Raw genomic sequence first — 23057 nt, 5'->3', positions numbered from 1 at the left:
CCGTACGATCTCGTCGGAACGAAATCGAGCAGTGGGCCCATCCGACCCGGGTGTGTCAGTTGTTCGTGAAGCCCACGAGCAGACCGCCCGTGATCCGAACACTGAGGTTGTAGAGCACGCTCACGATGGCGCCGAGCACGGTGCCGACGACCACGTTGAGGATGCCTACGACGATGGAGAACCCGAGGACCTGGCCCAGCGAGAACTGGTCCATGATCGAGTAACTGTTCTGACCGGTCACGTCCTTCAACAGGGCGTCGATCTGGGTGAACACACCCGTCTGGTTCAGGATGACCCACACCAGTGCCGTGGCGACCACGATCACGATGCTGCCGGCCAGGGCGATGAGGAAGCTCAGCTTCACCATCGACCAGAAGTCGACGTAGACCAGTCGCAACCGCACCTGGCGGGTGCCGACGGGACGCTTCGCCTTCTTCTGGAGCTTCTCGGCGACACTACTCATTGCTTGACTGGTCCTCTCCGGCCTCGTCTGCGACGGGCTCGGTGTCGATGGGATCAGTGGAATCCGGGGCCGCTTCGGCTGGGCTGACCGTCTCCACCGGGCCCGCGGGCTCGATCTCGGCGTCGTCCTGGTCGTCCAGGTTCCGCTCGGTGTTCCGGGCCACCGCGATGATCCGGTCGTTCTCCGCGAACCTCGCGAAGACGACGCCCATCGTGTCACGGCCCTTGGCAGGGACCTCGGCCACGGCAGACCTTACCACCTTGCCCGATTGCAGCACGACGAGCACCTCGTCGTCCTCGCCGACAATGAGAGCGCCCACAAGATCGCCTCGGTCGACCGCCAACTTGGCAACCTTGATGCCCAGACCACCACGGCCCTGCACCCGGTACTGGTCGACGGCGGTGCGCTTGGCGTAGCCGCCCTCGGTCATCACCCAGACGAAGCCGTCATCGGAGACGACCCGGGCCGCGAGCAGCGAGTCGCCGTCGCGGAAGGACATGCCCTTCACACCCGAGGTCGAACGACCCATCGGACGCAGCGTGTCGTTCGTCGCCGTGAACCGGAGCGACATGCCCTGGCGGGACACCAGGAGCAGGTCGTCGTGCTCGTCGACGAGCAGCGCCTGGCGGAGCTTGTCGCCGTCGCGCAGGTTGATCGCGATGATGCCGCCGGTGCGGTTCGTGTCGTACTCGGTGAGCGCGGTCTTCTTCACCAGACCGTGCTCGGTCGCGAGGACGAGGTACTGGGCGACCTCGTAGTCGCGGATGTCGAGCACCTGCTGGATCTGCTCGTCGGGCTGCATCGCGAGCAGGTTCGCGACGTGCTGGCCCTTCGCGTCGCGGCCGGCTTCCTGCAGCTCGTACGCCTTGGCGCGGTAGACCCGGCCCTGGTCGGTGAGGAACAGGAGCCAGTGGTGCGTCGTCGTGACGAAGAAGTGCTCGACGATGTCGTCGGCGCGGAGCTGAGCACCGCGGACACCCCGGCCGCCGCGGTGCTGCGAGCGGTACTGGTCGCTTCGCGTGCGCTTGACGTAACCACCACGGGTGATGGTGACGACCATCTCCTCTTCGGGGATCAGGTCTTCCATCGACATGTCGCCGTCGTAGCCGAGCATGATCTCGGTGCGTCGGTCGTCGCCGAAGCGGTCGACGATCTCGCTCAGCTCGTCACGGATGATCGAGCGCTGACGGCTCTCCGAACCGAGGATGTCCTGGAAGTCGGCGATCTTGCGCTCGAGTTCCTCGGCCTCGTCGTGGATCTTCTGCCGCTCGAGGGCGGCGAGACGACGGAGCTGCAGCTCGAGGATCGCGCGCGCCTGGATCTCGTCGACGGACAGCAGGTCCATCAGGCCGGTGCGGGCCTCTTCGACGTCGGGCGAGCGACGGATGAGCGCGATGACCTCGTCGAGGGCGTCCAGCGCAGCCAGGTAGCCGCGCAGGATGTGGGCACGCTTCTCGGCCTCGCGCAGACGGAACTGCGTGCGGCGGACGATGACGTCGACCTGGTGCGCGACCCACGCCGAGATGAAGCCGTCGAGCGGCAGGGTGCGGGGCACCCCGTCGACGATGGCGAGCATGTTCGCGCCGAAGTTCTCCTGCAGCTGCGTGTGCTTGTACAGGTTGTTCAGGACGACCTTGGCGACGGCATCGCGCTTCAGCACGATGACCAGGCGCTGCCCGGTGCGACCGGAGGTCTCGTCACGGATGTCGGCGACACCGGCGAGCTTGCCGTCCTTGACGAGCTCGGCGATCTTGATCGCCAGGTTGTCGGGGTTGACCTGGTACGGCAGCTCGGTGACGACGAGGCAGGTTCGACCCTGGATCTCCTCCACCGAGACGACGGCACGCATGGTGATCGACCCACGGCCGGTGCGGTAGGCGTCCTGGATCCCCTTGGTGCCGAGCACCTGCGCACCCGTCGGGAAGTCCGGGCCCTTGATGCGCTGCATGAGCGCGGTGAGCAGTTCCTCACGGGTGGCATCGGGGTTGTCGAGTGCCCACTTCGCGCCCTCGGCGACCTCGCGCAGGTTGTGCGGCGGGATGTTCGTGGCCATGCCGACCGCGATGCCGACCGACCCGTTGACGAGCAGGTTCGGGAACCGGGCCGGCAGGATCGCCGGCTCCTGGGTGCGGCCGTCGTAGTTGTCCTGGAAGTCGACGGTGTCCTCGTCGATGTCGCGGACCATCTCGAGCGCGAGCGGCGCCATCTTCGTCTCGGTGTACCGCGGGGCGGCGGCGCCGTCGTTGCCCGGCGAACCGAAGTTGCCCTGGCCGAGCGCGAGCGGGTACCGGAGCGACCACGGCTGCACCAGGCGGACCAGGGCGTCGTAGATCGCGGAGTCACCGTGCGGGTGGAACTGACCCATGACGTCACCGACGACGCGGGAGCACTTCGAGAACGCCCGGTCCGGGCGGTAGCCGCCGTCGAACATGGCGTAGATCACACGGCGGTGCACCGGCTTGAGGCCGTCGCGGACCTCCGGCAGGGCACGACCGACGATGACCGACATCGCGTAGTCGAGGTACGAGCGCTGCATCTCGAGCTGCAGGTCGACCTGCGAGATGCGGTCACCGGAGACGACGATGTCCCCGCTGTCGCCGTGGACGATCTCGGGCAGCTCGTCGGCGCCGTTCTCGTTGTCGTCAGCCATGTGGCTTCGTTCCCTTTCTGGACAGCCTGGAGGCTGTGGTTCCGTTGGTCGCGCCGGGCGCGACCACAGGTGGTCAGGACTGGTCGACGCGGCTCACGCCGCGCCTCCTGGCCGTTAGATGTCGAGGAAGCGGACGTCCTTGGCGTTCTGCTGGATGAACTGGCGACGTGCGTCGACGTCCTCGCCCATCAGCGTCGAGAAGACGCTGTCCACAGCTGCCGCGTCCTCCAGCGTGACCTGCAGGAGCGTGCGCGTGTCCGGGTTCATCGTGGTGTCCCAGAGCTCCTTGTAGTCCATCTCGCCGAGGCCCTTGTAGCGCTGGATCCCGTTGTCCTTCGGGATGCGCTTGCCGGCGGCGAGACCGGCCTGCATCAGGGCATCGCGCTCCCGGTCACTGAAGACGTACTCGTGCGCCGAGTTCGACCACTTCAGGCGGTACAGCGGCGGCTGCGCGAGGTACACGTAGCCGTGCTCGATGAGCGGACGCATGTAGCGGAACAGCAGGGTGAGCAGCAGCGTCGTGATGTGCTGGCCGTCCACGTCGGCATCGGCCATCAGCACGATCTTGTGGTAGCGGGCCTTGTCCGGGTCGAAGTCCTCACCGATGCCGGCACCGAACGCCGTGATCATCGACTGGATCTCCTGGTTGGCGAGGGCGCGGTCGAGCCGGGCCTTCTCGACGTTCAGGATCTTGCCGCGCAGGGGCAGGATCGCCTGGGTCATCGGGTTGCGGCCCTGCACGGCGGAACCGCCGGCGGAGTCACCCTCGACCATGAAGATCTCCGACACCGTCGGGTCCTTCGACTGGCAGTCCTTGAGCTTGCCGGGCATGCCGCCCGACTCGAGCAGCCCCTTGCGGCGGGTGGTCTCGCGCGCCTTGCGGGCAGCGAGCCGCGCCTGCGACGCCTGGATCGCCTTGCGGACGACGTCGCGCGCCTGCGTCGGGTTGCTCTCGAACCAGTGGGTCAGCTCGGTGCCGACGACGCGCTGCACGAAGGACTTCGCCTCGGTGTTGCCGAGCTTGGTCTTCGTCTGCCCCTCGAACTGCGGCTCGCCGAGCTTGACGGAGATGACGGCGGTGAGTCCTTCGCGGATGTCGTCACCCGTGAGGTTGTCGTCCTTCTCCTTGATGATCTTCGCCTCGCGCGCGTAGCGGTTGACGAGGGTCGTGAGCGCTGCGCGGAAGCCCTCTTCGTGGGTCCCGCCCTCGTGCGTGTTGATCGTGTTCGCGAAGGTGTGGACGCTCTCCTGGTAGGAGGTGTTCCACTGCATCGCGACCTCGAGCGCGATCTTGCGCTCCGGGTCCTCGGCCTCGAAGCCGATGACGTCGGGGTGGACGAGGTCGGCCTTCTTCTGCGCGTTGATGAACTCGACGTAGTCGGCGAGGCCACGCTCGTACATGAAGGTGTCGTTGCGGGCCTCTTCCCCTTCTTCCGGGGTGCGCTCGTCGCGCAGGTTGATCCGCAGGCCCTTGTTCAGGAAGGCCATCTGCTGGAAGCGCGTGCGCAGGGTCTCGTAGTCGAAGACGACGGACTCGAAGATCTCGGCGTTCGGCCAGAACGTGATCGTCGTACCGGTCTCGTCGGTCGCCTCGTCCTTCGAGACGGGCGCGACGGGGACGCCGTCGGTGTAGCTCTGCCGCCAGACGTGGCCCTGTCGACGGACCTCGACGTCGAGTTCGGAGCTCAGTGCGTTCACGACGGACGAACCGACGCCGTGCAGACCACCGGAGACGGCGTAGCCGCCACCGCCGAACTTGCCGCCGGCGTGCAGGACGGTGAGGACGACCTGGAGGGTCGAGACCCCCTCGGCCGCGTGGACGTCGACCGGGATGCCACGGCCGTTGTCGACGACGCGGACGCCACCGTCTTCGCGGATGCTCACATCGATGGTGTCGCAGTACCCGGCGAGGGCTTCGTCGACCGAGTTGTCGACGATCTCCTGGACCAGGTGGTGCAGGCCGCGCGGGCCGGTCGAACCGATGTACATACCGGGGCGCTTGCGGACGGCTTCCAGCCCCTCGAGCACCTGAATCTGGTCTGCGCCGTAGGACGGTTCGCTCTGCGGGGTCTCCGCACCGAGCGGGTTCTGCCGGTCGTCTTCAGATTCTGCTGCCATGTCGAGCGTGCTCCTGCCTGCGCGCGGAACGCCCGCGCACTGCACCTCCCAGTCTACCGCAGAGCCCCCTCTTTCGAGGGCGCATCTGCCCCTCAGACGGGCTTTTCTGGCACTCCAGGATGATTTCGTCGCCTCAACCGTAGGTGTCGCGAGGACCGCGCCCCTGGACCGTCCTGGGGCCGCGTTTCCACGTGGGGGCGTCCGGGCCGGAAACCCTGATCGATTGGACCCCCGCTTCGGGGTGCCGTTCCGCGATGGTCGTCGTGACCGTCGCGCGCATCAGTCGGAGCTGGGTCGCCCAGGCCGTCGAATCGCACCGGATGACGAGCGCGCCGTCGTCGATGGTGACCGGGCGGGAGTGCTTCGCCAGTTCCTCACCGACGACGCTCGGCCAGTCGACGAAGAGCTCGGAGCGGGCCAGGGGTTCCGTCCAACCGAGCTCCTGGGCGAGCGATCCGACGATGTCCGCGAGGCCCTTCGGCTCGCGGCCGCGCCCGTACGGCACGGTGTCGGCGTCGAACTCGCGGGCGCGGCGGCGGCGGGCATCGGTGCCGCGCTTGGACGGGTCGCCGAACACCGCGCGCAGGTGGCGGTACACCTGCGAGGGTTCGGTGGGCTTGCGGGGCTTCGGCATCAGGCGTCGGCTTCGGCTTCGGTGGGGGCAGGGGCGTCGGTCGGGTCCGCCTTGGCGTCGGCGTCCGTCGCTGCAGTCCGGTCCGTCGCGTCCGTCGGCTCCGTCGCGTCCGTCGGCTCCGTCGCGTCCGTCACGTCCGTCGTCGGACTGGAGGCCCGGGTCGCGTCCGCCTCGTCGGTCACGATCGTGCCCGCCTCGATCCGCACCGTGTGCGCCGCCAGCTTCTGGGGCACGTCGCCGAAGACCGCGGCCGTGATGAGCACCTGCTCGTAGTCGGCGACAGCGTTCGCGAGCCGCTCCCGCCGTGATTCGTCGAGCTCGGCGAAGACGTCGTCGAGGATGATGATCGGGTCGCCCAGGTTCGACTCCGCACGCAGGATCGAGGCGCTTGCGAGCTGGATCGCCAGCGCGAAGGACCAGGACTCGCCGTGACTCGCGTACCCGCGTGCAGGTAACCCGTTGAGCTGGAACAGCACGTCGTCGCGGTGCGGACCGACGAGGGTGAGTCCGCGGTCGAGTTCGTCCCGGCGACGTCGCTCCAGGGCGGCCGCGAACGCCTCGGCTGCCGACGCGACCGTGACGGGCTCGTCCGGGGTCCCGAGCACCGGATCGGTGGCCGCCGCGGACTCGGGGTCGCCGCCGCGGATCGACAGGACACCGGTGATCGAGGCGTCGTGGTGCTCGCCGGCGACGGTCGCGTAGGCGTCGGCCACGAAGGGCGCGAGCCGCCGGGTCAGGTGGTCGCGGGCCGCGACGATCTCGGCGCCGAGTCCGACGAGCCGATCGTCCCAGACGTCGAGCGTCGACAGGGCGTTCGCCTTCGCGCCGGTTGCGCGGGCCGACTTCAGCAGGGTGTTCCGCTGCCGGAGCGTGCGGTCGTAGTCGGCGAGCACGCCCTGCATCCGCGGTGCGATCTGGCCGAGCAGCTCGTCGAGCATCCGGCGTCGCCCGGCCGGTTCACCGCGGACGAGGGCCAGGTCCTCCGGAGCGAAGAGCACGCTCGTGCAGTAGCGCGGCAGCTCCCGCGGCTTGATCGCCGACCGGTTGACCTGCGCTCGGTTCGCGCCGGTGCGGTTGATCTGCACCTCGGCGAGGATGCTGCGTTCCTCGTGGGAGAGCCGTGCTCGGACGATCGCGGCATCGCACCCCTGACGGACGAGGGCCGCGTCGGTGGGGACGCGGTGCGAGCCGAGCGTGGAGAGGTACCCGATGGCCTCGACCAGGTTGGTCTTACCCTGCCCGTTGCGGCCGACGAACAGGTTCGGCCCGCGTGCGAGGTCGACGTCCGCCTCCCGGTAGTTCCGGAAGTCGGTCAGTTGGAGATGGTCGACGTGCACGCGGGCCGAGTCCGGGTTCCCCCGGGAAGTCCTAGGACTTCTTGACGGCGTGACCGCCGAACTGGTTGCGGAGCGCTGCGACGGCCTTCATCGTCGGCGAAGCACTGCCCTGTCGCGAGACAAAGCGCGCGAAGATCGACGCCGAGATCGTCGGCATCGGGACCGCGTGCTCGATGGCCTCTTCGACGGTCCAACGGCCCTCGCCGGAGTCCTCGACGTAGCCCTCGATCGCGTCCAGCTTCGGGTCCTCGTTCAGCGCGAGCACCATCAGGTCGAGCAGCCAGGAACGAACGACCGTGCCACGCTGCCAACCGGCGAACACGGCGGGGACGTCGGTGATGATGTCCTTCGCCTCGAGGAGCTCGTAGCCCTCGCCGTACGCCTGCATGATCGCGTACTCGATGCCGTTGTGGACCATCTTGGCGTAGTGACCGGCGCCGATCGGGCCGGCGTGCGAGAAGCCTTCTTCGCGGGGACCCTCGGGGCGCAGCGCGTCGAAGACGGGCATCGCGAACTCGACGTCCGCGGCGTCACCGCCGACCATGAGGCCGTACCCGTTGTCCTTGCCCCAGACACCACCGGAGACGCCGACGTCCATGTAGCGGATGCCGCGCGCACCGAGCTGCTCGGCGTGCTTGGTGTCGTCCAGCCACTTCGAGTTGCCGCCGTCGATCACCAGGTCGCCCTCGCCGAGGACGCCGGCCAGGTCGGTGATCACGTCGTCGGTGATCTTGCCGTGCGGGACCATGACCCACACGAGTCGCTTGCCCTCCGGGAGGGCAGCGGCGAGGGCGCCGAGGTCGGCGACGTCGGAGACGGCGGGGTTCGCGTCGTACCCGGTGACCTCGATCCCTGCGTTGCGGAGACGGGCACGCATGTTGTTGCCCATGCGACCAAGGCCGACAAGACCGATGTGCATGATTTCCTCTTCTGTTCGTCGTCGCGCTGATGCTGCCGGTGGTGTGCGCCAGCGCAGGTTGCCTGTTGCGCCTATCGCAGCAGCAGGTTCGGCTGCAGCAGGTACCGGTATCCATCGGTCGCTGCGGCCTCTTGCGAAGTCTGGCCGGTGATCAGCACCGGGCCCGGCTTGTTGGGGTTCTCCGTCTTGGTGAAGGAGATGCGGACGAACTCGGAGTGCACCGCGTTCAGCCCGTCCAGGAGGAAGGCGGGCTTCAACGAGACCACCGTTTCCTCGCCGGTCAACAACGCACTGATCGACTCTGACGCCTGCGCTTGTTCGGATCCGATCGCCTCGAGCGTGAGCCCGTCGACCGTGAAGGAGAACCGGAGCGCTGCTTCGCGCTCCAGGACGAGGGAGACCCGTCGGACCGCCTCGACGAGCTCCGCGGTGTTGATCACCGCGTGGTCGTTGACGGTCTCGGGGAAGAGCCGGCGGACCGGCGGGTAGTTGCCCTTGATGAGCAGCGACGTCACGGTCTTGTCGTCGGCGTGGAACGCGATGAGCTCGCGGTCGGAGTTGCCGCTGATCGACACCGACACCGTGGACGCGGAACCGAACGTGCGGCCGACTTCCTGCAGGGTGCGGGCCGGGACCAGCGCGTGCAGCGGGTCCGAACCGACACGGCCGGAGTCCCACGCGATGGTGCGGACGGCGACGCGGTAGCGGTCCGTCGCGATCAGGGAGAGGTCGTTGTCGCCGACCTCGAGCTGCACGCCGGTGATGACGGGGGTGACGTCGTCGCGGCTGGCCGCGACCGCGACCTGCGACACCGCTTCGGAGAACGCGTCGCCGGGGATGACACCGGTCTGCGGGCCGATCTCGGGCAGCGTCGGGTACTCCTCGACCGGCATGGACAGCAGCGTGAAGTGCGCCGAACCGCAGGAGACGGAGATCTTCGCGTCCTCGGTGGTGAACGACACGGGGGCGTTCGGCAGCCGGCTCGCGATGTCGTTCAGCAGGCGACCGGAGACCAGGACCGTGCCCGGCTCGTCGATCTGGGCCGAGATGGACGTCTGCGCCGAGACCTCGTAGTCGAACGACGAGAGCGTCAGGCGATCACCGTCGGCGTGGATCAGGACGCCCGAGAGGATCGGGAGGGTCGTGCGCTGCGGGAGGAGCTTCACTGCGAAGGAGACGGCTTCGGAGAAGACGTCCCGGTTGACCTCGAACTTCACAGCTGGAACCCCTGTCGATCGGCTTGGACTGTCCGGCCGCCCCATTCTGGCACAGGCGGACGGGGGCCGGATTTCTTGCGGTCCCGCCGTCCACAAGGTTGTCCCGCGGAGATTGATCGTTAACCAGGAGTAATGGTGTTAACGCCTGTGCACACTGTGGATAACCCTGTGCATCCCGCTCCGCAGTAGGGAACTACACGTCTGTGACTTGTGAGCGGTGTGTGAGCGTTATCGGGATGAATAAATCTCATCTATCCACTTCCATCCCCAGTCTCCACAGGCGACCCCCCACCTGTGTACAACCCGGCGGCGTGTCCTCCACAGTTATCCACAGGCTATCCACACTGTGAGAACTCCGGCCCATGGAACCGTCTCAGATGGTGGATGCGGGCGGATCTCAGCGGTAGCGGCGGTCCTGCTTGATGCGGCTGGTGAGCTCGGTGACCTGGTTGTAGATCGACCGACGCTCCTTCATCAGCTCGGTGATCTTCTTGTTCGCGTACATCACCGTGGTGTGGTCGCGGTTGCCGAACAGCTGCCCGATCTTGGGCAGGGACAGGCTCGTCAGCTCGCGGCACAGGTACATCGCGATCTGTCGTGCCGTGGCGATCGCCTGGGAGCGGGACGACCCGTACAGGTCGTCGACGGAGAGCTTGAAGTACTCCGCGGTGTGGTTGATGATGTCCGTCGGCGCGACGACGTTGTCCTCGTCGAGGGTGATCAGGTCCTTGAGGACCGTCTGCACCAGGGCCATGTCCACGGCCGTACGGTTGAGGCTCGCGAACGCGGTGACCCGGATCAGGGTGCCCTCGAGCTCGCGGATGTTGCTCGACACCTTCGACGCCATGAACTCGAGGATGTCGTCGGGCACCTGCAGGTGGTCGGACTGAGCCTTCTTGCGGAGGATCGCGATGCGCGTCTCGAGCTCGGGCGCCTGTACGTCGGTGATCAGGCCCCACTCGAAGCGCGACCGCATCCGGTCCTCGAACCCGGTCAGGTGCTTCGGCGCGACGTCCGACGTGATGACGACCTGCTTGTTGTGGTCGTGCAGGGTGTTGAACGTGTGGAAGAAGGCCTCCTGGGTGGAGTCCTTCCCCTGCAGGAACTGGATGTCGTCGATCAGCAGGATGTCGATGTCGCGGTACCGCTGCTGGAACTGGTTCGAGCGGTTGTTCGCGATCGAGTTGATGAAGTCGTTCGTGAACTCCTCGCTCGACACGTACCGGACGCGGATCCCCGGGTAGAGGCTCTCGGCGTAGTGCCCGATGGCGTGGAGCAGGTGGGTCTTGCCCAGCCCGGAGTCGCCGTAGATGAAGAGCGGGTTGTAGGCCTTGGCGGGTGCCTCGGCCACGGCGACCGCTGCGGCGTGGGCGAACCGGTTCGACGAGCCGATGACGAAGTTGTCGAAGTTGTACTTCGGGTTGAGTCGCGACTCGGGCCGACCGCTGGTGCCGGGAGAGTCGATCTGGCTCGGCACGAACGGCGCTTCGATGTACTGGCGCGGAGCGGCACTCTGCTCGACGGCTTCCTGCACCGGCTCGGCGTACTCGGGGACGTTCGGGTCCACCCGTGGTTCCGATGCCATGTCCGGGTTGACGGTGATGGCGAAGTTCGCGACCGAGTCGTCACCGATGCGACCGACCGCCTCGGTGATCGGGATCCTGATGCGCTGTTCGAGCATGCCCCGGGTCAGGTCGTTCGGCACCTCGAGGTACAGGGTGCCGGCGAGCACGCCCTTCGGCTCGACCAGGTTCAGGAACCCGTGGAGCTGCGGCGTGATGCGGGGGTCCTCGGCGAGGAGTCCGAGTACGGATGACCAGAGGTCCTCGACGGGGTCGGCCGGCATCGTCATGTCGCGCTCGTCTCCAGGGGTCGTGTCGTGCGTTCGCTGCCGGACGAGGGTGCGTCCTGCGGGGTCGGACGTGCCGTGGCGTCCTCGGCGACCGCACTCGGGACCAGGTCGTCGCCGGCGGATCGTCGGTGGCTCCGGGGGCTTCGTCGACGCCTCGTTGCCGCGGAGGTTCCCACAGGGTTGTCCACAGTGTTGTCCACGACCACCTCGAGCCGTCGCACAGGAGCACTTCCCTGTCGTACCGGCCATCGGGGGGATCGATCACACCACTGTAAAGGACCGGACCGCGTCCCACCGAACGGAAGTTGTCCCCAATGTGGAGAATGGGATCGAGGGACGTCAGACCCGACGGCGACGGCGCGGCCGTTCCGGGCGGGGTTTGACCTGCTCGCCGCTGTCACGTACCGTTAACCAGTTGACTGCGGCCCTTTGGTCGCGCCCATCTGCGTCGTTCGACACCCGGACGGCTACACATACGTGACGGCTCGCCGCGAGCAGCCGTGTGGAGAACATCATGAGCAAGCGCACCTTCCAGCCGAACAACCGCCGCCGCGCCAAGAAGCACGGCTTCCGCCTCCGCATGCGGACGCGTGCCGGCCGCGCCATCCTGTCGGCGCGCCGCGCCAAGGGCCGTACCGAGCTCTCGGCCTGATCAGGCTCATCGCCTGATCCGGTCATCGGTCTGACCCCGGCGTCGCAGTGTTGGCCAGCGCCAACCGCATCGTGCGCGGGGATGACTACCGGAACGTCGTGCGTCGTGGTCGCAAGAGCGCCACGGCGCACGTCGTCGTCTCCGTGGTCCGTCAACCGGCCGACCGCAACGGACCGACGCGGTTCGGCTTCATCGTCGCGAAGACGGTGGGGAACGCCGTGACCCGGAACCTGATCAGGCGGCGGCTCAAGGCGATCGCGCACGACCTGCTCGTCGAGCGCCCTCAGGGCTTCGACGTGGTGGTCCGTGTACTGCCAGCCGCATCGCAGGCCGGATGGCCTACCCTGCTCGAAGACGTCACGCGCTCCTTCGCGCGCGGGGTGGAGAAGGCAGCATGAACCGCACTCTGTGGACCCGGCTTGCCTGGGTCATCGCGTTGCTCCCACGCAACGCGTGCGTCGTCGTGCTCCGGGCCTACCGTGCGGTGATTTCCCCGCTGTACGGCAACGTCTGCCGCTACCACCCGTCGTGCTCCCGGTACGCCCTCGAGGCGATCCAGCAGTACGGCGTCGTGCGCGGATCCGCCATGGGCGCCTGGCGCATCGCCCGCTGCAACCCCTGGGCTGCTGGTGGTATCGACGACGTCAGGGAACGTCGTCACCCGTTCGTCGTCAACCGGTTCGGGTTCGTCCTCGCGCCGATCCCGCAGCAGCCGCACCCCGCGGTCGGAACGGCCCGGCCGGTCCTGCTCCCCCAGCGCACTCGAAAGGCGTAGCCGTCCCCATGGACATCATCGGATTCGTCCTCTGGCCGCTCAAATGGGTGGTCTCGGCCATCCTCGTCGGCTTCCACTGGATCTTCGAGAGCATCGGCATGGACCCGAACGAGGGCATCACGTGGGTGCTCTCGATCATCTTCCTGACGTTCGTCGTCCGCGCAGCGTTGATCCCGATCTTCGTCCGGCAGATCAAGTCGCAGCGCCGCATGCTCGAGGTCGCGCCCCAGCTGAAGAAGATCCAGGACAAGTACAAGGGCAAGAAGGACCAGTTCTCGCGTGAGGCCATGAGCCGCGAGACCATGGCGCTCTACAAGGAGACCGGGACCAACCCGCTCAGCTCCTGCCTGCCGCTGCTGCTGCAGATGCCGATCTTCTTCTCGCTGTACTCGGTGCTGCACGAGGCCCAGATCAACAAGACGGGCATCGGCCTGCTCACGAACGACCTCGCGGCGTCGTTCGGCAACGCGGCCCTGTTCGGTGCTCCCCTGCACGAGACGTTCACGAACGCCTCCGGGTGGGAGGTCCGTGCGATCGCGGGCTTCATGATCGTCGTGATGACGGCGTCGCAGTTCATCACGCAGCTGCAGCTCGTCGCCAAGAACATGTCGCCGGAGACCAAGGAGTCTCCGATGTACCGCCAGCAGAAGATGATGCTGTACATCCTCCCGCTGGTCTTCGTGATCTCGGGCCTGAGCTTCCCCCTCGGCGTCATGTTCTACTGGCTCGCCTCGAACGTCTGGACGATGGCGCAGCAGTACTTCGTCATCCGCAGCATGCCTACGCCCGGCTCCGAAGCAGCACTGGCCCGTGAAGCCCGCCTGGCCAAGAAGGCACAGCGTCGCGGGACCGCCACCCCGGTCCTCGCCGAGGCCGGTGCCGGCGCCGGCGCGACGGAGATCGAGCCCGTGCGCGTGACCACCCAGCGTCAGCAGCCGGTCGGCAAGCAGCGCCAGAAGAAGAACGGGAAGAAGTAAGTGACCGAGCAGGACACCGCAGCCGCCGTCCAGGCGACGGACACCGAGACGATGGACACCGAGACCGAGGACGCCCGCGACGAAGCGGACATCGCGGCGGACTACATCGAGGAGCTCCTCGACATCTGCGACCTCGACGGCGACATCGAGATCGAGGAGCGCGCCGGTCGTGTGTACCTGTCGGTCACCGATGACGGCGAAGCACTCCGCGTGCTGTCGAAGCCGGACACCGTGACGGCGTTGCAGGAGCTCACCCGGATCGCCGTGCAGGCGGAGACCGGCGAGTTCAGCCGGCTCATCCTCGACGTCGGTGGCTCGCGGGACGCCCGTGCTGACGAGCTGCAGCGGCTCGTGGACACCGCCGTCGAGCGCATCGAAGCCGGTTCGTCGTCGGCTGCGCTGCCCCCGATGTCGTCCTACGAGCGCAAGCTGGTGCACGACCTGGTCGCAGAGAAGGGCTTCCACTCGGAGTCCGAGGGTGAGGGTCGGGACCGCCACACGGTCGTCACCCGATGACGGAGGCACCCGTCCCGACGGAGGCTGCACCGGTGCTCGAGGCTGAGCCCATCGCGGCCGCAGGGCTCTTCGGTGACCGGATCGAGGTCGCGCGCTCGTTCACGAACGAACTCGCGCGACGGGGTGAGGAGCTGGGCCTGATCGGCCCGCTCGAGCTTCCCCGCTTGTGGACACGACACATCCTCAATTCTGCATTGCTGGCACCGCTCCTGGAGGCCCGTGGTCGCGTTGCAGACGTCGGCTCGGGGGCAGGGTTGCCGGGTCTCGTGCTCGCGATCGCCCGGCCGGACGTTGAGTTCGTCCTCATCGAGCCGATGGAGCGACGGACGGATTGGCTTCGCAACGAGTCCGACCGTCTCGGCCTGCAGAACGTCACCGTGCTCCGCGGCCGTGCTGAGGACGTGGCTGACGACGTCGTCGTGGACCAGGTCACCGCACGGGCCGTCAGTGCGCTGTCGAAGCTCATTCCCCTCACCGTTCCCCTGGTCCGCTCGGGTGGGCAGCTCATCCTGATGAAGGGTGCGCGGGTCGACGAAGAGATCGAGAAGGCACGGAAGGTCATCCTCCGGAAGCGCCTCTCCGATGTCGAGGTACTCGAGCTCGGAGACGGTGTGGTTGCGGAGACCACCCGCGTCTTCCGGGCTACAGTTGACTGACGCTGCGGCTCGGGCCGGGTCATCCGGCCGCCAGTGGCTCCGCGTTCCACGTGAAACATTGAACCGGGGAAGAGGCACTCGTTGAGTTCATCGACCGACTACGACGCGTCGACACCGCTCGCTCGCGAGATCGCCGACCTGAACCGTCGCCGGCGTGCGATCGCCACGCAACAGTTCCCCCTGCCTGCTGAGACACGGATCATCACCGTCTCGAACCAGAAGGGTGGCGTCGGCAAGACGACGACCACGGTCAACCTGGCTGCGGGTCTCGCCCATGGTGGTGCTCGTGTGCTGGTCATCGACCTCGACCCGCAGGGCAACGCCTCGACCGCGCTCGGTGTCGATCACCAGGCGGAGGTCGCGAGCATCTACGACGTGATCGTCGATGAGGCACCGATGGCCGACACCGTGCAGGCCTCCCCCGAGTCCGACACCCTCTGGTGCGTGCCAGCCACCATCCACCTCGCTGGCGCCGAGATCGAGCTCGTGTCACTGGTGGCTCGCGAGCAGCGTCTTCGGACCGCGCTCGACATGTACTTGCAGTCGTTGGACGAGCCGTACCACTACGTCTTCATCGACTGCCCGCCGTCGCTGGGCTTGTTGACGATCAACGCCTTCGTTGCCGCACAAGAGGTACTCATCCCGATTCAGTGCGAGTACTACGCGCTCGAAGGACTGAGCCAGTTGCTGCGGAACATCGAACTGATCGAGCGACACCTCAACCCGAACCTCCGGGTTTCGACGATCCTGCTGACCATGTACGACGGCCGCACGAACCTGGCGAACCAGGTGGCGAACGACGTCCGTGAGCACTTCGGTGATCAGGTGCTCAAGGCGATGATCCCCCGCTCCGTCCGCGTCAGCGAAGCACCGAGCTACGGCCAGAGCGTCGTCGCCTACGACGTGAACTCCACCGGGTCGCTGTCCTACCTGGAAGCGGCCGCCGAGATCGCAGCACGAGGAGCGAAGCACTGATGGCACCGAAGCGAACCGGACTCGGCCGAGGCATCGGCGCCCTGATCCCGACCGCGACCGATCAGCAGGACCGTCCCGTCGACGTGTTCTTCCCGACCGGCGGTTCCCCGGCATCCGCTCCGACCGCGGACGAGCTGGTGGCCGTGCCCGGTGCACGACTTGCCAATCTCAACCCGCTGGACGTGATCCCGAACGCCCAGCAGCCGCGGAAGGAGTTCCGCGAAGAGGAGCTCCAAGAACTCGTCCACTCGATCCGTGAGATCGGTGTCCTGCAGCCGATCGTCGTCCGGCCGATCCCGGGCGCCACGGGCACTGAGCCCCAGTACGAGCTCATCATGGGTGAACGCCGTCTGCGTGCCACGAAGGAACTCGGCCTGAGCACGATTCCGGCGATCGTGAAGGACACCCCCGACGACGCGATGCTGCGCGACGCACTGCTGGAGAACCTCCACCGGGCACAGCTCAACCCCCTGGAAGAGGCGTCGGCGTACCAGCAGCTCCTGGCGGACTTCGGGATCACGCAGGAGCAGCTCGGCCAGCGCATCGGACGGTCGCGTCCGCAGATCACGAACACGATCCGACTCCTGCGACTCCCCTCCCCCGTCCAGCGGCGTGTGGCCGCAGGCGTGCTCTCCGCTGGGCACGCTCGGGCCATCCTCGCGGCACCGGACGCGGAGGCCATGGAGTACCTGGCCGAGAAGATCGTCAACGAGGACCTTTCCGTCCGCGCGGCTGAGGCGATCGCGCAGCAGCTGTCCGCCAAGACGCCGACGGCAAAGCCGAAGCCCGAGCCCTCGAAGCGCCAGGCCCACTTCAACGATCTCGCTGAGCGACTCGGCGATCGCCTGAACACCCGGGTGAAGATCGCTGTCGGTGCTCGCAAGAGTTCCGTCACGATCGACTTCGCGAACGGTGATGACCTCAACCGGATCCTCGGGGAGCTCGGAGTGCAGGACCTCGAAGGCTGAGCCAGCCCGCGAGCGGCGCCAGACGACGCTGTGAGCGCCTAGGGCGGCCGGAGTGGGGTCGCCGCACGCCGGACACATCTTCGCGCTTCTCGTGGCGACGCAGCACGCCGCTCGCGGATGCAGCAACAGCGACCAGGCACGGCATTCCCCGCCGTCGACCCGAGCTCCCGGTTCGAGGGGCCACTCCTCCAGAGCCTGTAGACCGAGGCTGTATCTCCGCATGTTCGCTGACGTGCACGGAGCTTCGATGCCGGTGCACAAGGTTGCCGCGCCGTCGCACGTGCAGACCGACCGCGAAGCGTCGGCGATGGTCCTCACGCGGTTGGGCAGTAGGCCGAGAACCGTCGACTGCGTCGATGGCTAGGCTGCGGCGCCCTGGAAGTACGCTCCCAGCGGATGTTCCACGTGGAACAAGTCGCCTCGAAAGCCCCGGAATCGAACCCGGAGCAGACGTTCCACGTGGAACATCTGACCTTGCGTGGGGCAAGCGGACAATAGCGTCGGTGTTTCACGTGGAACACCGGCAAGACCGATCAGGCGCGGTGGTCCCGGATCGCTTGCTCGGCGAGCTCGGCGTAGGTCCAGCCGAGATCGAAGCCGGACGCCGACAGCGCTTGCGGGAGCAGCGACGTCTCCGTGAGGCCGGGGAGCACATTGGCCTCGAGGAACCAAGGCGTCCCGGCCCCGTCGATGATCAGGTCGACGCGGGACAGATGCCGGAGTCCGAGCGCTGTGTGCGCGGCGACCGCTGCCTCCGCGGCTGCTCCGGCGAACTCGTCGGACAGTCGCGCGGGCGTGTAGAAGGTCGTCTCCCCCGCGTTGTAACGCGCCTCGAACCCGTAGATGCCGTTGCGCGGCACGATCTCCACGGCGGACAGTGCGACGGGCCCGTCTCCGGTGTCGATGATCCCCACGGCGACCTCGGTCCCACGGATGAGCTGTTCGACCACGACGTCGTCACAGTACGTGTACGCCGTCACCATGGCCCGGGGCAGGTCCTTGACGTCGTCCACGAGGGTCACGCCCTGTGCGCTCCCACCTCGCGCCGGCTTCACGGCGAGCGGCACCGGGTGCTCGGTCGCGATGGCCGCGAGAACCCCGACGGCGCCGAGCTCACGGAAGACGTCGTGGGAGAGTGTCACCGAACGAGGGGTGCGGACGCCGGCGCGGGCGACCAGCGCTGACGCCGTCGGCTTGTCCCATGCCAACCGGGCTGACGTCGAACGTGAGCCGACGAACGGGATGTCCACGGCCTCCAGGATGCCCCGCAGGGCGCCGTCCTCACCGGAGGCGCCGTGCAGTGCCGGCCACACGACGTCCGGGCGTGATTCGGCGAGAGCCGGAAGCAGCATCGCGTCGGCGTCGCACAGGTCGACCCGCCAGCCGTAGCCGGTCAGTGAGTCGGCGACCCGGCGGCCGGAGCGGAGGGAGACGTCACGCTCGTGCGAGATGCCTCCGGCTACGACGACTACGTGACGACGGGTGAGCTCGGCCATGCGGGGTCCTCCGGTGTGGAACTGCGGTGCTGTGCGAGCAGCACTGAGGAAAAGCGCTGATCAGGAGACGTTCGGCGGCGGTGCACTGACGGACGACGTCTCGCGGACCGCGGTGTTCGGGCGGGTCGTCGAGCCGAACGTCTCGATGAGTTCGAGCTCGTCGTTGACGACGTTGGCGAGACGCTTGACGCCCACCCGGATCTGCTCGGGCGTCGGGTAGCAGAACGACAGGCGGATGTGGCCACCCCCGCGTCCGTCCGCGTAGAAGGCCGTGCCGGGCGTGTAGGCCACGAGCTCCTTGACCGCGCGCGGCAACATGCCCTTGGAGTCGAGCGACTCGGGCAGGGTCAGCCACACGAAGAAGCCACCGTTCGGCTTCGTCCAGGACAGGTCGGGCAGGAACTCCCCCAGCGCCGACAGCATGGCGTCACGGCGCTCGGCGTAGATCCCTCGGAAGGTGTCGACCTGGCCCTTCCAGTCCGCGGCGTCGAGGTACGCGTTCACGACGTACTGGCCGAAGGAGTTCGGCGCGAGCACGGCCGATTCGTTGGCGAGCACGAGCTTCTCGCGGATGGCGTGGGGCGCGAGCGCCCAGCCCACGCGGAACCCTGGTGCGAGGGTCTTCGAGAAGGAGCCGAGGTACACCACGCCCTCTTCGTCGATCGATCGGATGGCCTGCGGCGCCGGCTCGTCGAACCACAGGAGCCCGTACGGGTTGTCCTCGAGCACGAGGATGTTGTTGGACCGGCAGATGTCGAGCACCTCGATGCGGCGCTCGCGGCTCATCGTGACGCCGGCCGGGTTGTGGAAGTTCGGGATCGTGTAGAGGAACTTGATCCGCTTGCCCTGGGTGCGGAGGTTCGCGATCGCCTCGCGCAGCGCCTCGGGGACGAGTCCGAGCTCGTCCGTCGTCACGTGCACCGTCTCGGCCTGGTACGACCGGAAGACGCCGATCGCGCCGACGTAGGACGGCGACTCGGCGAGCACGACGTCACCCGGGTCGATGAACAGCCGTGTGACGAGGTCGAGGGCGTGCTGCGAGCCCGTGGTGACCACGACGTCTTCGGCGCTGGCACGGATGCCCTCGAGGCTCATGACGTCCACGATGTGCTCGCGGAGGGACCGCAGGCCTTGGCCACCGCCGTACTGGAGCGCCATGGCGGAGTGCTCGGTCATGACACGGTCCAGGGAGCCCGTGACGAGCTCTCTGGGGAGCGCGGAGACGAACGGCATGCCGCCGGCCAACGAGACCACTTCGGGGCGCGAGGCGACGGCGAACAGGGCTCGGACCTCGGAGGCGCTCAGCCCGGCGGTGCGCTGGGCGTAGGAGTCGTACCAGGGGTCGAGGCTGTTGCCGTTCGTCATCGAGTGCTCCGTTCAGTGGGACATTCCCGCCACACTACGACATCGGCCCGGGGAACCAGGGCTCCGCGGCGGGGCCGATCGTCATCCGGTGGCTCCGGACGAGAACGGCCCCGCCCTCCGGGGAGAGCGGGGCCGTTCGGGTGGGGCGACCTACGCGAGGAACTCGGCGAGGTCGGCCTCGAGCGCGGGCTTCGGCTTGGCACCGATGACGGTCTTGACGACCTCGCCGCCCTTGAAGACCTTCATCGCCGGGATCGACGTGATCTGGTAGTTCATGGCCGACTGGGGGTTGTCGTCCACGTTGAGCTTCACGATCTCGATCTTGCCGGCGTGCTCTTCGGCGATCTGGTCGAGGATCGGCGAGACCGCGCGACACGGGCCACACCACTCAGCCCAGAAGTCGACGAGGATCGTCTTGTCGGACTTGAGGACCTCGTCCGAGAAGGTGGCGTCGGTGACAGCCTTGGCGTTGGACATGTGTGCTCCTTCGAGAAGTCGTTCAGGGGGTACAACGGCGAAGCCGTCGTGGTATTCCGAGGCGGGTCAGGCCCGGGCGGCGATGACGTCGACCATGGCGGGCTCCGCCGGGGCGACGCCCTCGGCCTCGTCCGTCAGTGCGTCGTCGAGCTCGGCGAGGTACTTCTCGGCGTCGAGCGCGGCGACCGTGCCCGAACCGGCAGCCGTGATGGCCTGACGGTAGGTCGGGTCGATGACGTCACCGGCGGCGAAGACGCCCGGCAGGTTGGTCTTCGACGAGCGGCCCTGGACGGCGATCGTGCCCTCGGGCGCGATGTCGATCTGGCCGTGGATCAGGTGCGTGCGCGGGTCGTTGCCGATCGCGATGAACAGGCCGTCCAGCGCGAGCTCGGACTCCTCGCCCGTCACGGTGTCCTTCAGGGTGACGCCTTCGACCGCGGAGTCGCCCGTGATGCCGGTGACTTCCTTGTTCCAGGCGAACTCGATCTTCGGGTCGTTCATCGCGCGGTCCTGCATGATCTTCGACGCACGCAGGGAGTCCTTGCGGTGGATGACCGTCACCTTGTCGGCGAAGCGGGTGAGGAACGTCGCCTCTTCCATCGCGGAGTCGCCGCCACCGACGACGGCGATGTTCTTCTGTCGGAAGAAGAAGCCGTCGCAGGTCGCGCACCACGAGACACCGTGGCCGGACAGGCGCTCTTCGTCGGGGAGGCCGAGGTGACGGTACGCCGAGCCGGTGGCGTAGATGACCGCGAGGGCCTCGTACGTCTCCCCGGAGCCGACCGTGACCTTCTTGACCTTTCCGGTGAGGTCGACGGAGACGGCGTCGTCGTACAGGACCTCGGCACCGAACTTCTCGGCCTGTTCCTGCATCTTGATCATGAGGTCGGGGCCCTGGATCCCCTCGGGGAAGCCGGGGAAGTTCTCGACCTCGGTCGTCTTGGTGAGTTCACCGCCCGTCTCGACACTGGAAGCGACGATGAGCGGCTTGAGCTCTGCGCGCGCTGCGTAGATGCCGGCGGTGAACCCGGCCGGGCCGGAACCGATGATGATGAGCTGGCGCATGCCTGATTGCCCTTCCGTTGCGTCTGACCGGGTCAACCCATCGTACCGGCGTGGCATTCCACACGGCCCGTGAGCGTGTGGTGCTCGGCTGGGGTCAGCGGCCGAGCTTGCTGCGGAGCATCCGGACGGCGTTGCCGATCTCACCGTTCTTCGCGACGACGAGGGCTCCGAAGTACACGCCCACCATCACCGCGCCGGCGAGGACGAGGGTGATGAGCGCTCCGGTGAAGTCGGCCATCGCGAAGCCGCTCGCCGAGAACGACCCGAAGAAGTTCACGACGAGGAGTCCCGCGACGCCCGCGATGAGCGCGGCGATGACGAACTGCACGTGCGACCGGGTGACCACCGGTCCTTCGATGCCACCGAGCCGCTTGCGGACGAGGACCAGGGCGACGATCGTCTGCGCGGTGCCCGCGAGTGTGGTGCACGCTGCGATCGCGACACCGATCGCCTCGTTCGGGAGCGAGGTGACCGCGAGGGCGCCGATCACGAACAGCACCGACTGGACGCACTGCATGAGGAACGGCGTGCGGTGGTCGTGCATCGCCCAGAAGACGCGCTGGATGATGAACAACATGCTGAAGAGCACGAGCCCCGGCATGTAGGCCAGCAGGACCGCGCCGATCGACAGTGCCCCGTCGAAGGTGTTGGAGAACATGCGTCCGAACGGAACGGCGACGACCATCAGTGCGATGGAGGCGAAGACCGTGAACAGTCCGACGATCCGCAGCGAGAGCGACAGGTTCTTCCGGACGGCGCCGAGGTCGCCGCGTTCGGCATCGTGGCTCATCCGTGTGAAGTACGCGGTCGCGATGGAGACCGTGATGATCGAGTGCGGCAGCATGAAGAGCAGCCACGCGTTCTGGAGCACCGCATTGCCCGCGGCACCGGATCCCAGCGATGCGACGCGCGACTGCACGATGCCCGCCAGCTGGGTGACGAGGATCATCGCGAAGAGCCACCCGGCCGCCGTGCCCGTCGACTTCAGGCCGACGCCGCGCCAGCGGAAGTCGGGTCGGAAGCTCAGGCCAGCCCGGCGCCAGAAGAACGGCAGGAAGGCGGCCTGAGCGAGCACGCCCAGGGTCGCACTGCCGGCGAGGACGGCGATCTTGAGCGGAGTCCAGTCGTCGACGCCGGAGTTCGCGGCCCTGCCACCGAACATGGCGATGAAGACCACCAGCCCGGCGATCGAGATGACGTTGTTGATGAGCGGCGCCCACGTGAACGGGCCGAACACCTGCTTGGCGTTCAGGACCTCGCCGAGCAGGGAGTACATCGCGTAGAAGAGGATCTGCGGAAGGCACCAGAACGCGAACGCCACCGCGAGGTCGATCTGACCGGGCGTGAACCCCTTGCCCTCGCCTGAAGCGGTCTGCGCGTACACCTGCACGAGCAGCGGGGCGATCAGGGTCGCCACGAGGGCGATGACGATGAACAGGGAACCGCCGAGCGTCACGATCTTGTTGACGTAGGCCGTGCCACCGTCGGTGTGCTGCTTCATCGCACGGACGATCTGCGGGATGAGCACGGCGGACAACAGGCCACCCGCGATCAGCGCGTAGATGTTGTTCGGGAGCTGGTTGGAGACCGCGAACGCATCCGCCGCCGGTGACTGCGTCTGACCGATCGCGTACGCCAGCACGAAGGTCTTCGCGAAGCCGAGGATGCGCGACAGCATCGTGCCGGCGGCGAGCATCGCGCTCGCCCGACCGAGGCTGCGCTCGGCGACCGGCTCGACGTCGACGTCGGGCTGGGACTGGCTGGTGCTGATGGTCGGCTCCTCGGGGTCGCGGTCGTCCGCGACGGTGCTGCGTGCGGCGTCGGACGGGAGGCGTCGGAGGACGTGCTCGGAGGGGGAAGGAGGCCTGGCCTGCGGCGTTCTCGGCGGGGGTGGGGCGGTGGCAACGGGCTGGCAGGTCGATCAGAACGGTATGAGAGTTCGGTG

At 67.4% G+C, this 23057-nt stretch carries 21 protein-coding genes; 8 read left to right on the top strand and 13 right to left on the bottom strand.

All coding sequences use genetic code 11. The features are described 5' to 3' along the window. Window positions 1–55: 55 nt before the first annotated feature. The 8 genes from H7A73_RS00105 to dnaA all read right to left on the bottom strand — a co-directional run bounded on the left by H7A73_RS00105 (window position 56) and on the right by dnaA (window position 11190). Window positions 56–463 (bottom strand): DUF3566 domain-containing protein, encoded by a 408-nt coding sequence (locus tag H7A73_RS00105; protein WP_017887809.1) that lies wholly within the window; start codon window positions 461–463, stop codon window positions 56–58. Continuing rightward, window positions 456–3113 carry a DNA gyrase subunit A gene (gene gyrA / locus H7A73_RS00100; RefSeq protein WP_182064142.1) on the bottom strand — a complete coding sequence of 886 codons (2658 nt, stop codon included), beginning with the start codon at window positions 3111–3113 and terminating at the stop codon, window positions 456–458. The genes H7A73_RS00105 and gyrA overlap by 8 nt, the downstream gene beginning before the upstream one ends. Before the next feature lie 114 nt (window positions 3114–3227). Further along, window positions 3228–5231 carry a DNA topoisomerase (ATP-hydrolyzing) subunit B gene (gyrB, locus tag H7A73_RS00095; protein ID WP_182064141.1) on the bottom strand — a complete coding sequence of 668 codons (2004 nt, stop codon included), beginning with the start codon at window positions 5229–5231 and terminating at the stop codon, window positions 3228–3230. 133 nt (window positions 5232–5364) lie between these two features. Beyond that, window positions 5365–5865 carry a DUF721 domain-containing protein gene (locus tag H7A73_RS00090; protein ID WP_182064140.1) on the bottom strand — a complete coding sequence of 167 codons (501 nt, stop codon included), beginning with the start codon at window positions 5863–5865 and terminating at the stop codon, window positions 5365–5367. Continuing rightward, complete coding sequence (recF, locus tag H7A73_RS00085; RefSeq protein ID WP_182064139.1) at window positions 5865–7202, bottom strand: DNA replication/repair protein RecF; 1338 nt, start codon at window positions 7200–7202, stop codon at window positions 5865–5867. The genes H7A73_RS00090 and recF overlap by 1 nt, the downstream gene beginning before the upstream one ends. Before the next feature lie 31 nt (window positions 7203–7233). Next, window positions 7234–8121 (bottom strand): phosphogluconate dehydrogenase (NAD(+)-dependent, decarboxylating), encoded by an 888-nt coding sequence (gnd, locus tag H7A73_RS00080; protein WP_182064138.1) that lies wholly within the window; start codon window positions 8119–8121, stop codon window positions 7234–7236. A gap of 71 nt (window positions 8122–8192) precedes the next feature. Continuing rightward, window positions 8193–9338 carry a DNA polymerase III subunit beta gene (gene dnaN / locus H7A73_RS00075; protein WP_027466916.1) on the bottom strand — a complete coding sequence of 382 codons (1146 nt, stop codon included), beginning with the start codon at window positions 9336–9338 and terminating at the stop codon, window positions 8193–8195. Between the two features lie 397 nt (window positions 9339–9735). After that, window positions 9736–11190, bottom strand: a complete 1455-nt coding sequence (dnaA, locus tag H7A73_RS00070) for a chromosomal replication initiator protein DnaA (RefSeq protein ID WP_071404155.1) — start codon at window positions 11188–11190, stop codon at window positions 9736–9738. A gap of 514 nt (window positions 11191–11704) precedes the next feature. Here dnaA and rpmH point away from each other — a divergent pair. From rpmH to H7A73_RS00030, 8 genes are all read left to right on the top strand, one after another. After that, window positions 11705–11842 (top strand): 50S ribosomal protein L34, encoded by a 138-nt coding sequence (gene rpmH / locus H7A73_RS00065; protein ID WP_022889115.1) that lies wholly within the window; start codon window positions 11705–11707, stop codon window positions 11840–11842. A gap of 47 nt (window positions 11843–11889) precedes the next feature. Next, window positions 11890–12240 carry a ribonuclease P protein component gene (gene rnpA, locus H7A73_RS00060; protein ID WP_182064137.1) on the top strand — a complete coding sequence of 117 codons (351 nt, stop codon included), beginning with the start codon at window positions 11890–11892 and terminating at the stop codon, window positions 12238–12240. Beyond that, on the top strand, window positions 12237–12617 hold the full coding sequence (gene yidD / locus H7A73_RS00055) for a membrane protein insertion efficiency factor YidD (RefSeq protein WP_182064136.1): 381 nt from the start codon (window positions 12237–12239) through the stop codon (window positions 12615–12617). The genes rnpA and yidD overlap by 4 nt, the downstream gene beginning before the upstream one ends. Window positions 12618–12625: 8 nt before the next feature. After that, a complete protein-coding gene (yidC, locus tag H7A73_RS00050) occupies window positions 12626–13594 on the top strand; it encodes a membrane protein insertase YidC (RefSeq protein ID WP_182064135.1) in 969 nt (322 codons plus the stop codon). A 51-nt stretch (window positions 13595–13645) separates the two neighbouring features. Next, entirely contained in the window at window positions 13646–14110 is a 465-nt protein-coding gene (locus H7A73_RS00045; RefSeq protein ID WP_247737362.1) for a protein jag, read from the top strand. After that, window positions 14107–14766 carry a 16S rRNA (guanine(527)-N(7))-methyltransferase RsmG gene (rsmG, locus tag H7A73_RS00040; RefSeq protein WP_182064133.1) on the top strand — a complete coding sequence of 220 codons (660 nt, stop codon included), beginning with the start codon at window positions 14107–14109 and terminating at the stop codon, window positions 14764–14766. The genes H7A73_RS00045 and rsmG overlap by 4 nt, the downstream gene beginning before the upstream one ends. Window positions 14767–14847: 81 nt before the next feature. After that, window positions 14848–15741, top strand: coding sequence for a ParA family protein (locus tag H7A73_RS00035; protein WP_310648846.1), 894 nt, complete (start codon window positions 14848–14850; stop codon window positions 15739–15741). Continuing rightward, entirely contained in the window at window positions 15741–16709 is a 969-nt protein-coding gene (locus H7A73_RS00030) for a ParB/RepB/Spo0J family partition protein (protein WP_182064132.1), read from the top strand. Before H7A73_RS00035 ends, H7A73_RS00030 begins: the two co-directional genes overlap by 1 nt. Before the next feature lie 533 nt (window positions 16710–17242). On the opposite strand, the gene H7A73_RS00025 is transcribed toward H7A73_RS00030, so the two are convergent. The 5 genes from H7A73_RS00025 to murJ all read right to left on the bottom strand — a co-directional run bounded on the left by H7A73_RS00025 (window position 17243) and on the right by murJ (window position 22808). Continuing rightward, entirely contained in the window at window positions 17243–18205 is a 963-nt protein-coding gene (locus tag H7A73_RS00025) for a D-alanine--D-alanine ligase (RefSeq protein WP_182064131.1), read from the bottom strand. A 60-nt stretch (window positions 18206–18265) separates the two neighbouring features. Further along, complete coding sequence (locus H7A73_RS00020) at window positions 18266–19570, bottom strand: PLP-dependent aminotransferase family protein (protein WP_182064130.1); 1305 nt, start codon at window positions 19568–19570, stop codon at window positions 18266–18268. Between the two features lie 150 nt (window positions 19571–19720). Beyond that, window positions 19721–20047 carry a thioredoxin gene (gene trxA, locus H7A73_RS00015; RefSeq protein WP_017887828.1) on the bottom strand — a complete coding sequence of 109 codons (327 nt, stop codon included), beginning with the start codon at window positions 20045–20047 and terminating at the stop codon, window positions 19721–19723. 66 nt (window positions 20048–20113) lie between these two features. Beyond that, a complete protein-coding gene (gene trxB / locus H7A73_RS00010; RefSeq protein WP_182064129.1) occupies window positions 20114–21112 on the bottom strand; it encodes a thioredoxin-disulfide reductase in 999 nt (332 codons plus the stop codon). A 94-nt stretch (window positions 21113–21206) separates the two neighbouring features. Continuing rightward, window positions 21207–22808: a murein biosynthesis integral membrane protein MurJ gene (gene murJ, locus H7A73_RS00005; protein ID WP_182064128.1), complete on the bottom strand. Its 1602-nt coding sequence runs from the start codon at window positions 22806–22808 to the stop codon at window positions 21207–21209. Between the last annotated feature and the right edge of the window lie 249 nt (window positions 22809–23057).

The organism is Curtobacterium sp. ME12, assembly GCF_903970855.1.
Classification (GTDB): Bacteria; Actinomycetota; Actinomycetes; order Actinomycetales; family Microbacteriaceae; genus Curtobacterium; species Curtobacterium poinsettiae_A.
This window is presented reverse-complemented; position numbering and strand designations above follow the sequence as displayed.

Bases quoted from the DNA above. Each gene is read 5' to 3' on its own strand.
- H7A73_RS00105 (WP_017887809.1), bottom strand. From the start codon at position 463: ATGAGTAGTGTCGCCGAGAAGCTCCAGAAGAAGGCGAAGCGTCCCGTC.
- gyrA (WP_182064142.1), bottom strand. From the start codon at position 3,113: ATGGCTGACGACAACGAGAACGGCGCCGACGAGCTGCCCGAGATCGTC.
- gyrB (WP_182064141.1), bottom strand. From the start codon at position 5,231: ATGGCAGCAGAATCTGAAGACGACCGGCAGAACCCGCTCGGTGCGGAG.
- H7A73_RS00090 (WP_182064140.1), bottom strand. From the start codon at position 5,865: ATGCCGAAGCCCCGCAAGCCCACCGAACCCTCGCAGGTGTACCGCCAC.
- gnd (WP_182064138.1), bottom strand. From the start codon at position 8,121: ATGCACATCGGTCTTGTCGGCCTTGGTCGCATGGGCAACAACATGCGT.
- dnaA (WP_071404155.1), bottom strand. From the start codon at position 11,190: ATGACGATGCCGGCCGACCCCGTCGAGGACCTCTGGTCATCCGTACTC.
- rpmH (WP_022889115.1), top strand. From the start codon at position 11,705: ATGAGCAAGCGCACCTTCCAGCCGAACAACCGCCGCCGCGCCAAGAAG.
- yidD (WP_182064136.1), top strand. From the start codon at position 12,237: ATGAACCGCACTCTGTGGACCCGGCTTGCCTGGGTCATCGCGTTGCTC.
- yidC (WP_182064135.1), top strand. From the start codon at position 12,626: ATGGACATCATCGGATTCGTCCTCTGGCCGCTCAAATGGGTGGTCTCG.
- H7A73_RS00045 (WP_247737362.1), top strand. From the start codon at position 13,646: ATGGACACCGAGACCGAGGACGCCCGCGACGAAGCGGACATCGCGGCG.
- rsmG (WP_182064133.1), top strand. From the start codon at position 14,107: ATGACGGAGGCACCCGTCCCGACGGAGGCTGCACCGGTGCTCGAGGCT.
- H7A73_RS00030 (WP_182064132.1), top strand. From the start codon at position 15,741: ATGGCACCGAAGCGAACCGGACTCGGCCGAGGCATCGGCGCCCTGATC.
- H7A73_RS00025 (WP_182064131.1), bottom strand. From the start codon at position 18,205: ATGGCCGAGCTCACCCGTCGTCACGTAGTCGTCGTAGCCGGAGGCATC.
- H7A73_RS00020 (WP_182064130.1), bottom strand. From the start codon at position 19,570: ATGACGAACGGCAACAGCCTCGACCCCTGGTACGACTCCTACGCCCAG.
- trxA (WP_017887828.1), bottom strand. From the start codon at position 20,047: ATGTCCAACGCCAAGGCTGTCACCGACGCCACCTTCTCGGACGAGGTC.
- trxB (WP_182064129.1), bottom strand. From the start codon at position 21,112: ATGCGCCAGCTCATCATCATCGGTTCCGGCCCGGCCGGGTTCACCGCC.
- murJ (WP_182064128.1), bottom strand. From the start codon at position 22,808: ATGCTCGCCGCCGGCACGATGCTGTCGCGCATCCTCGGCTTCGCGAAG.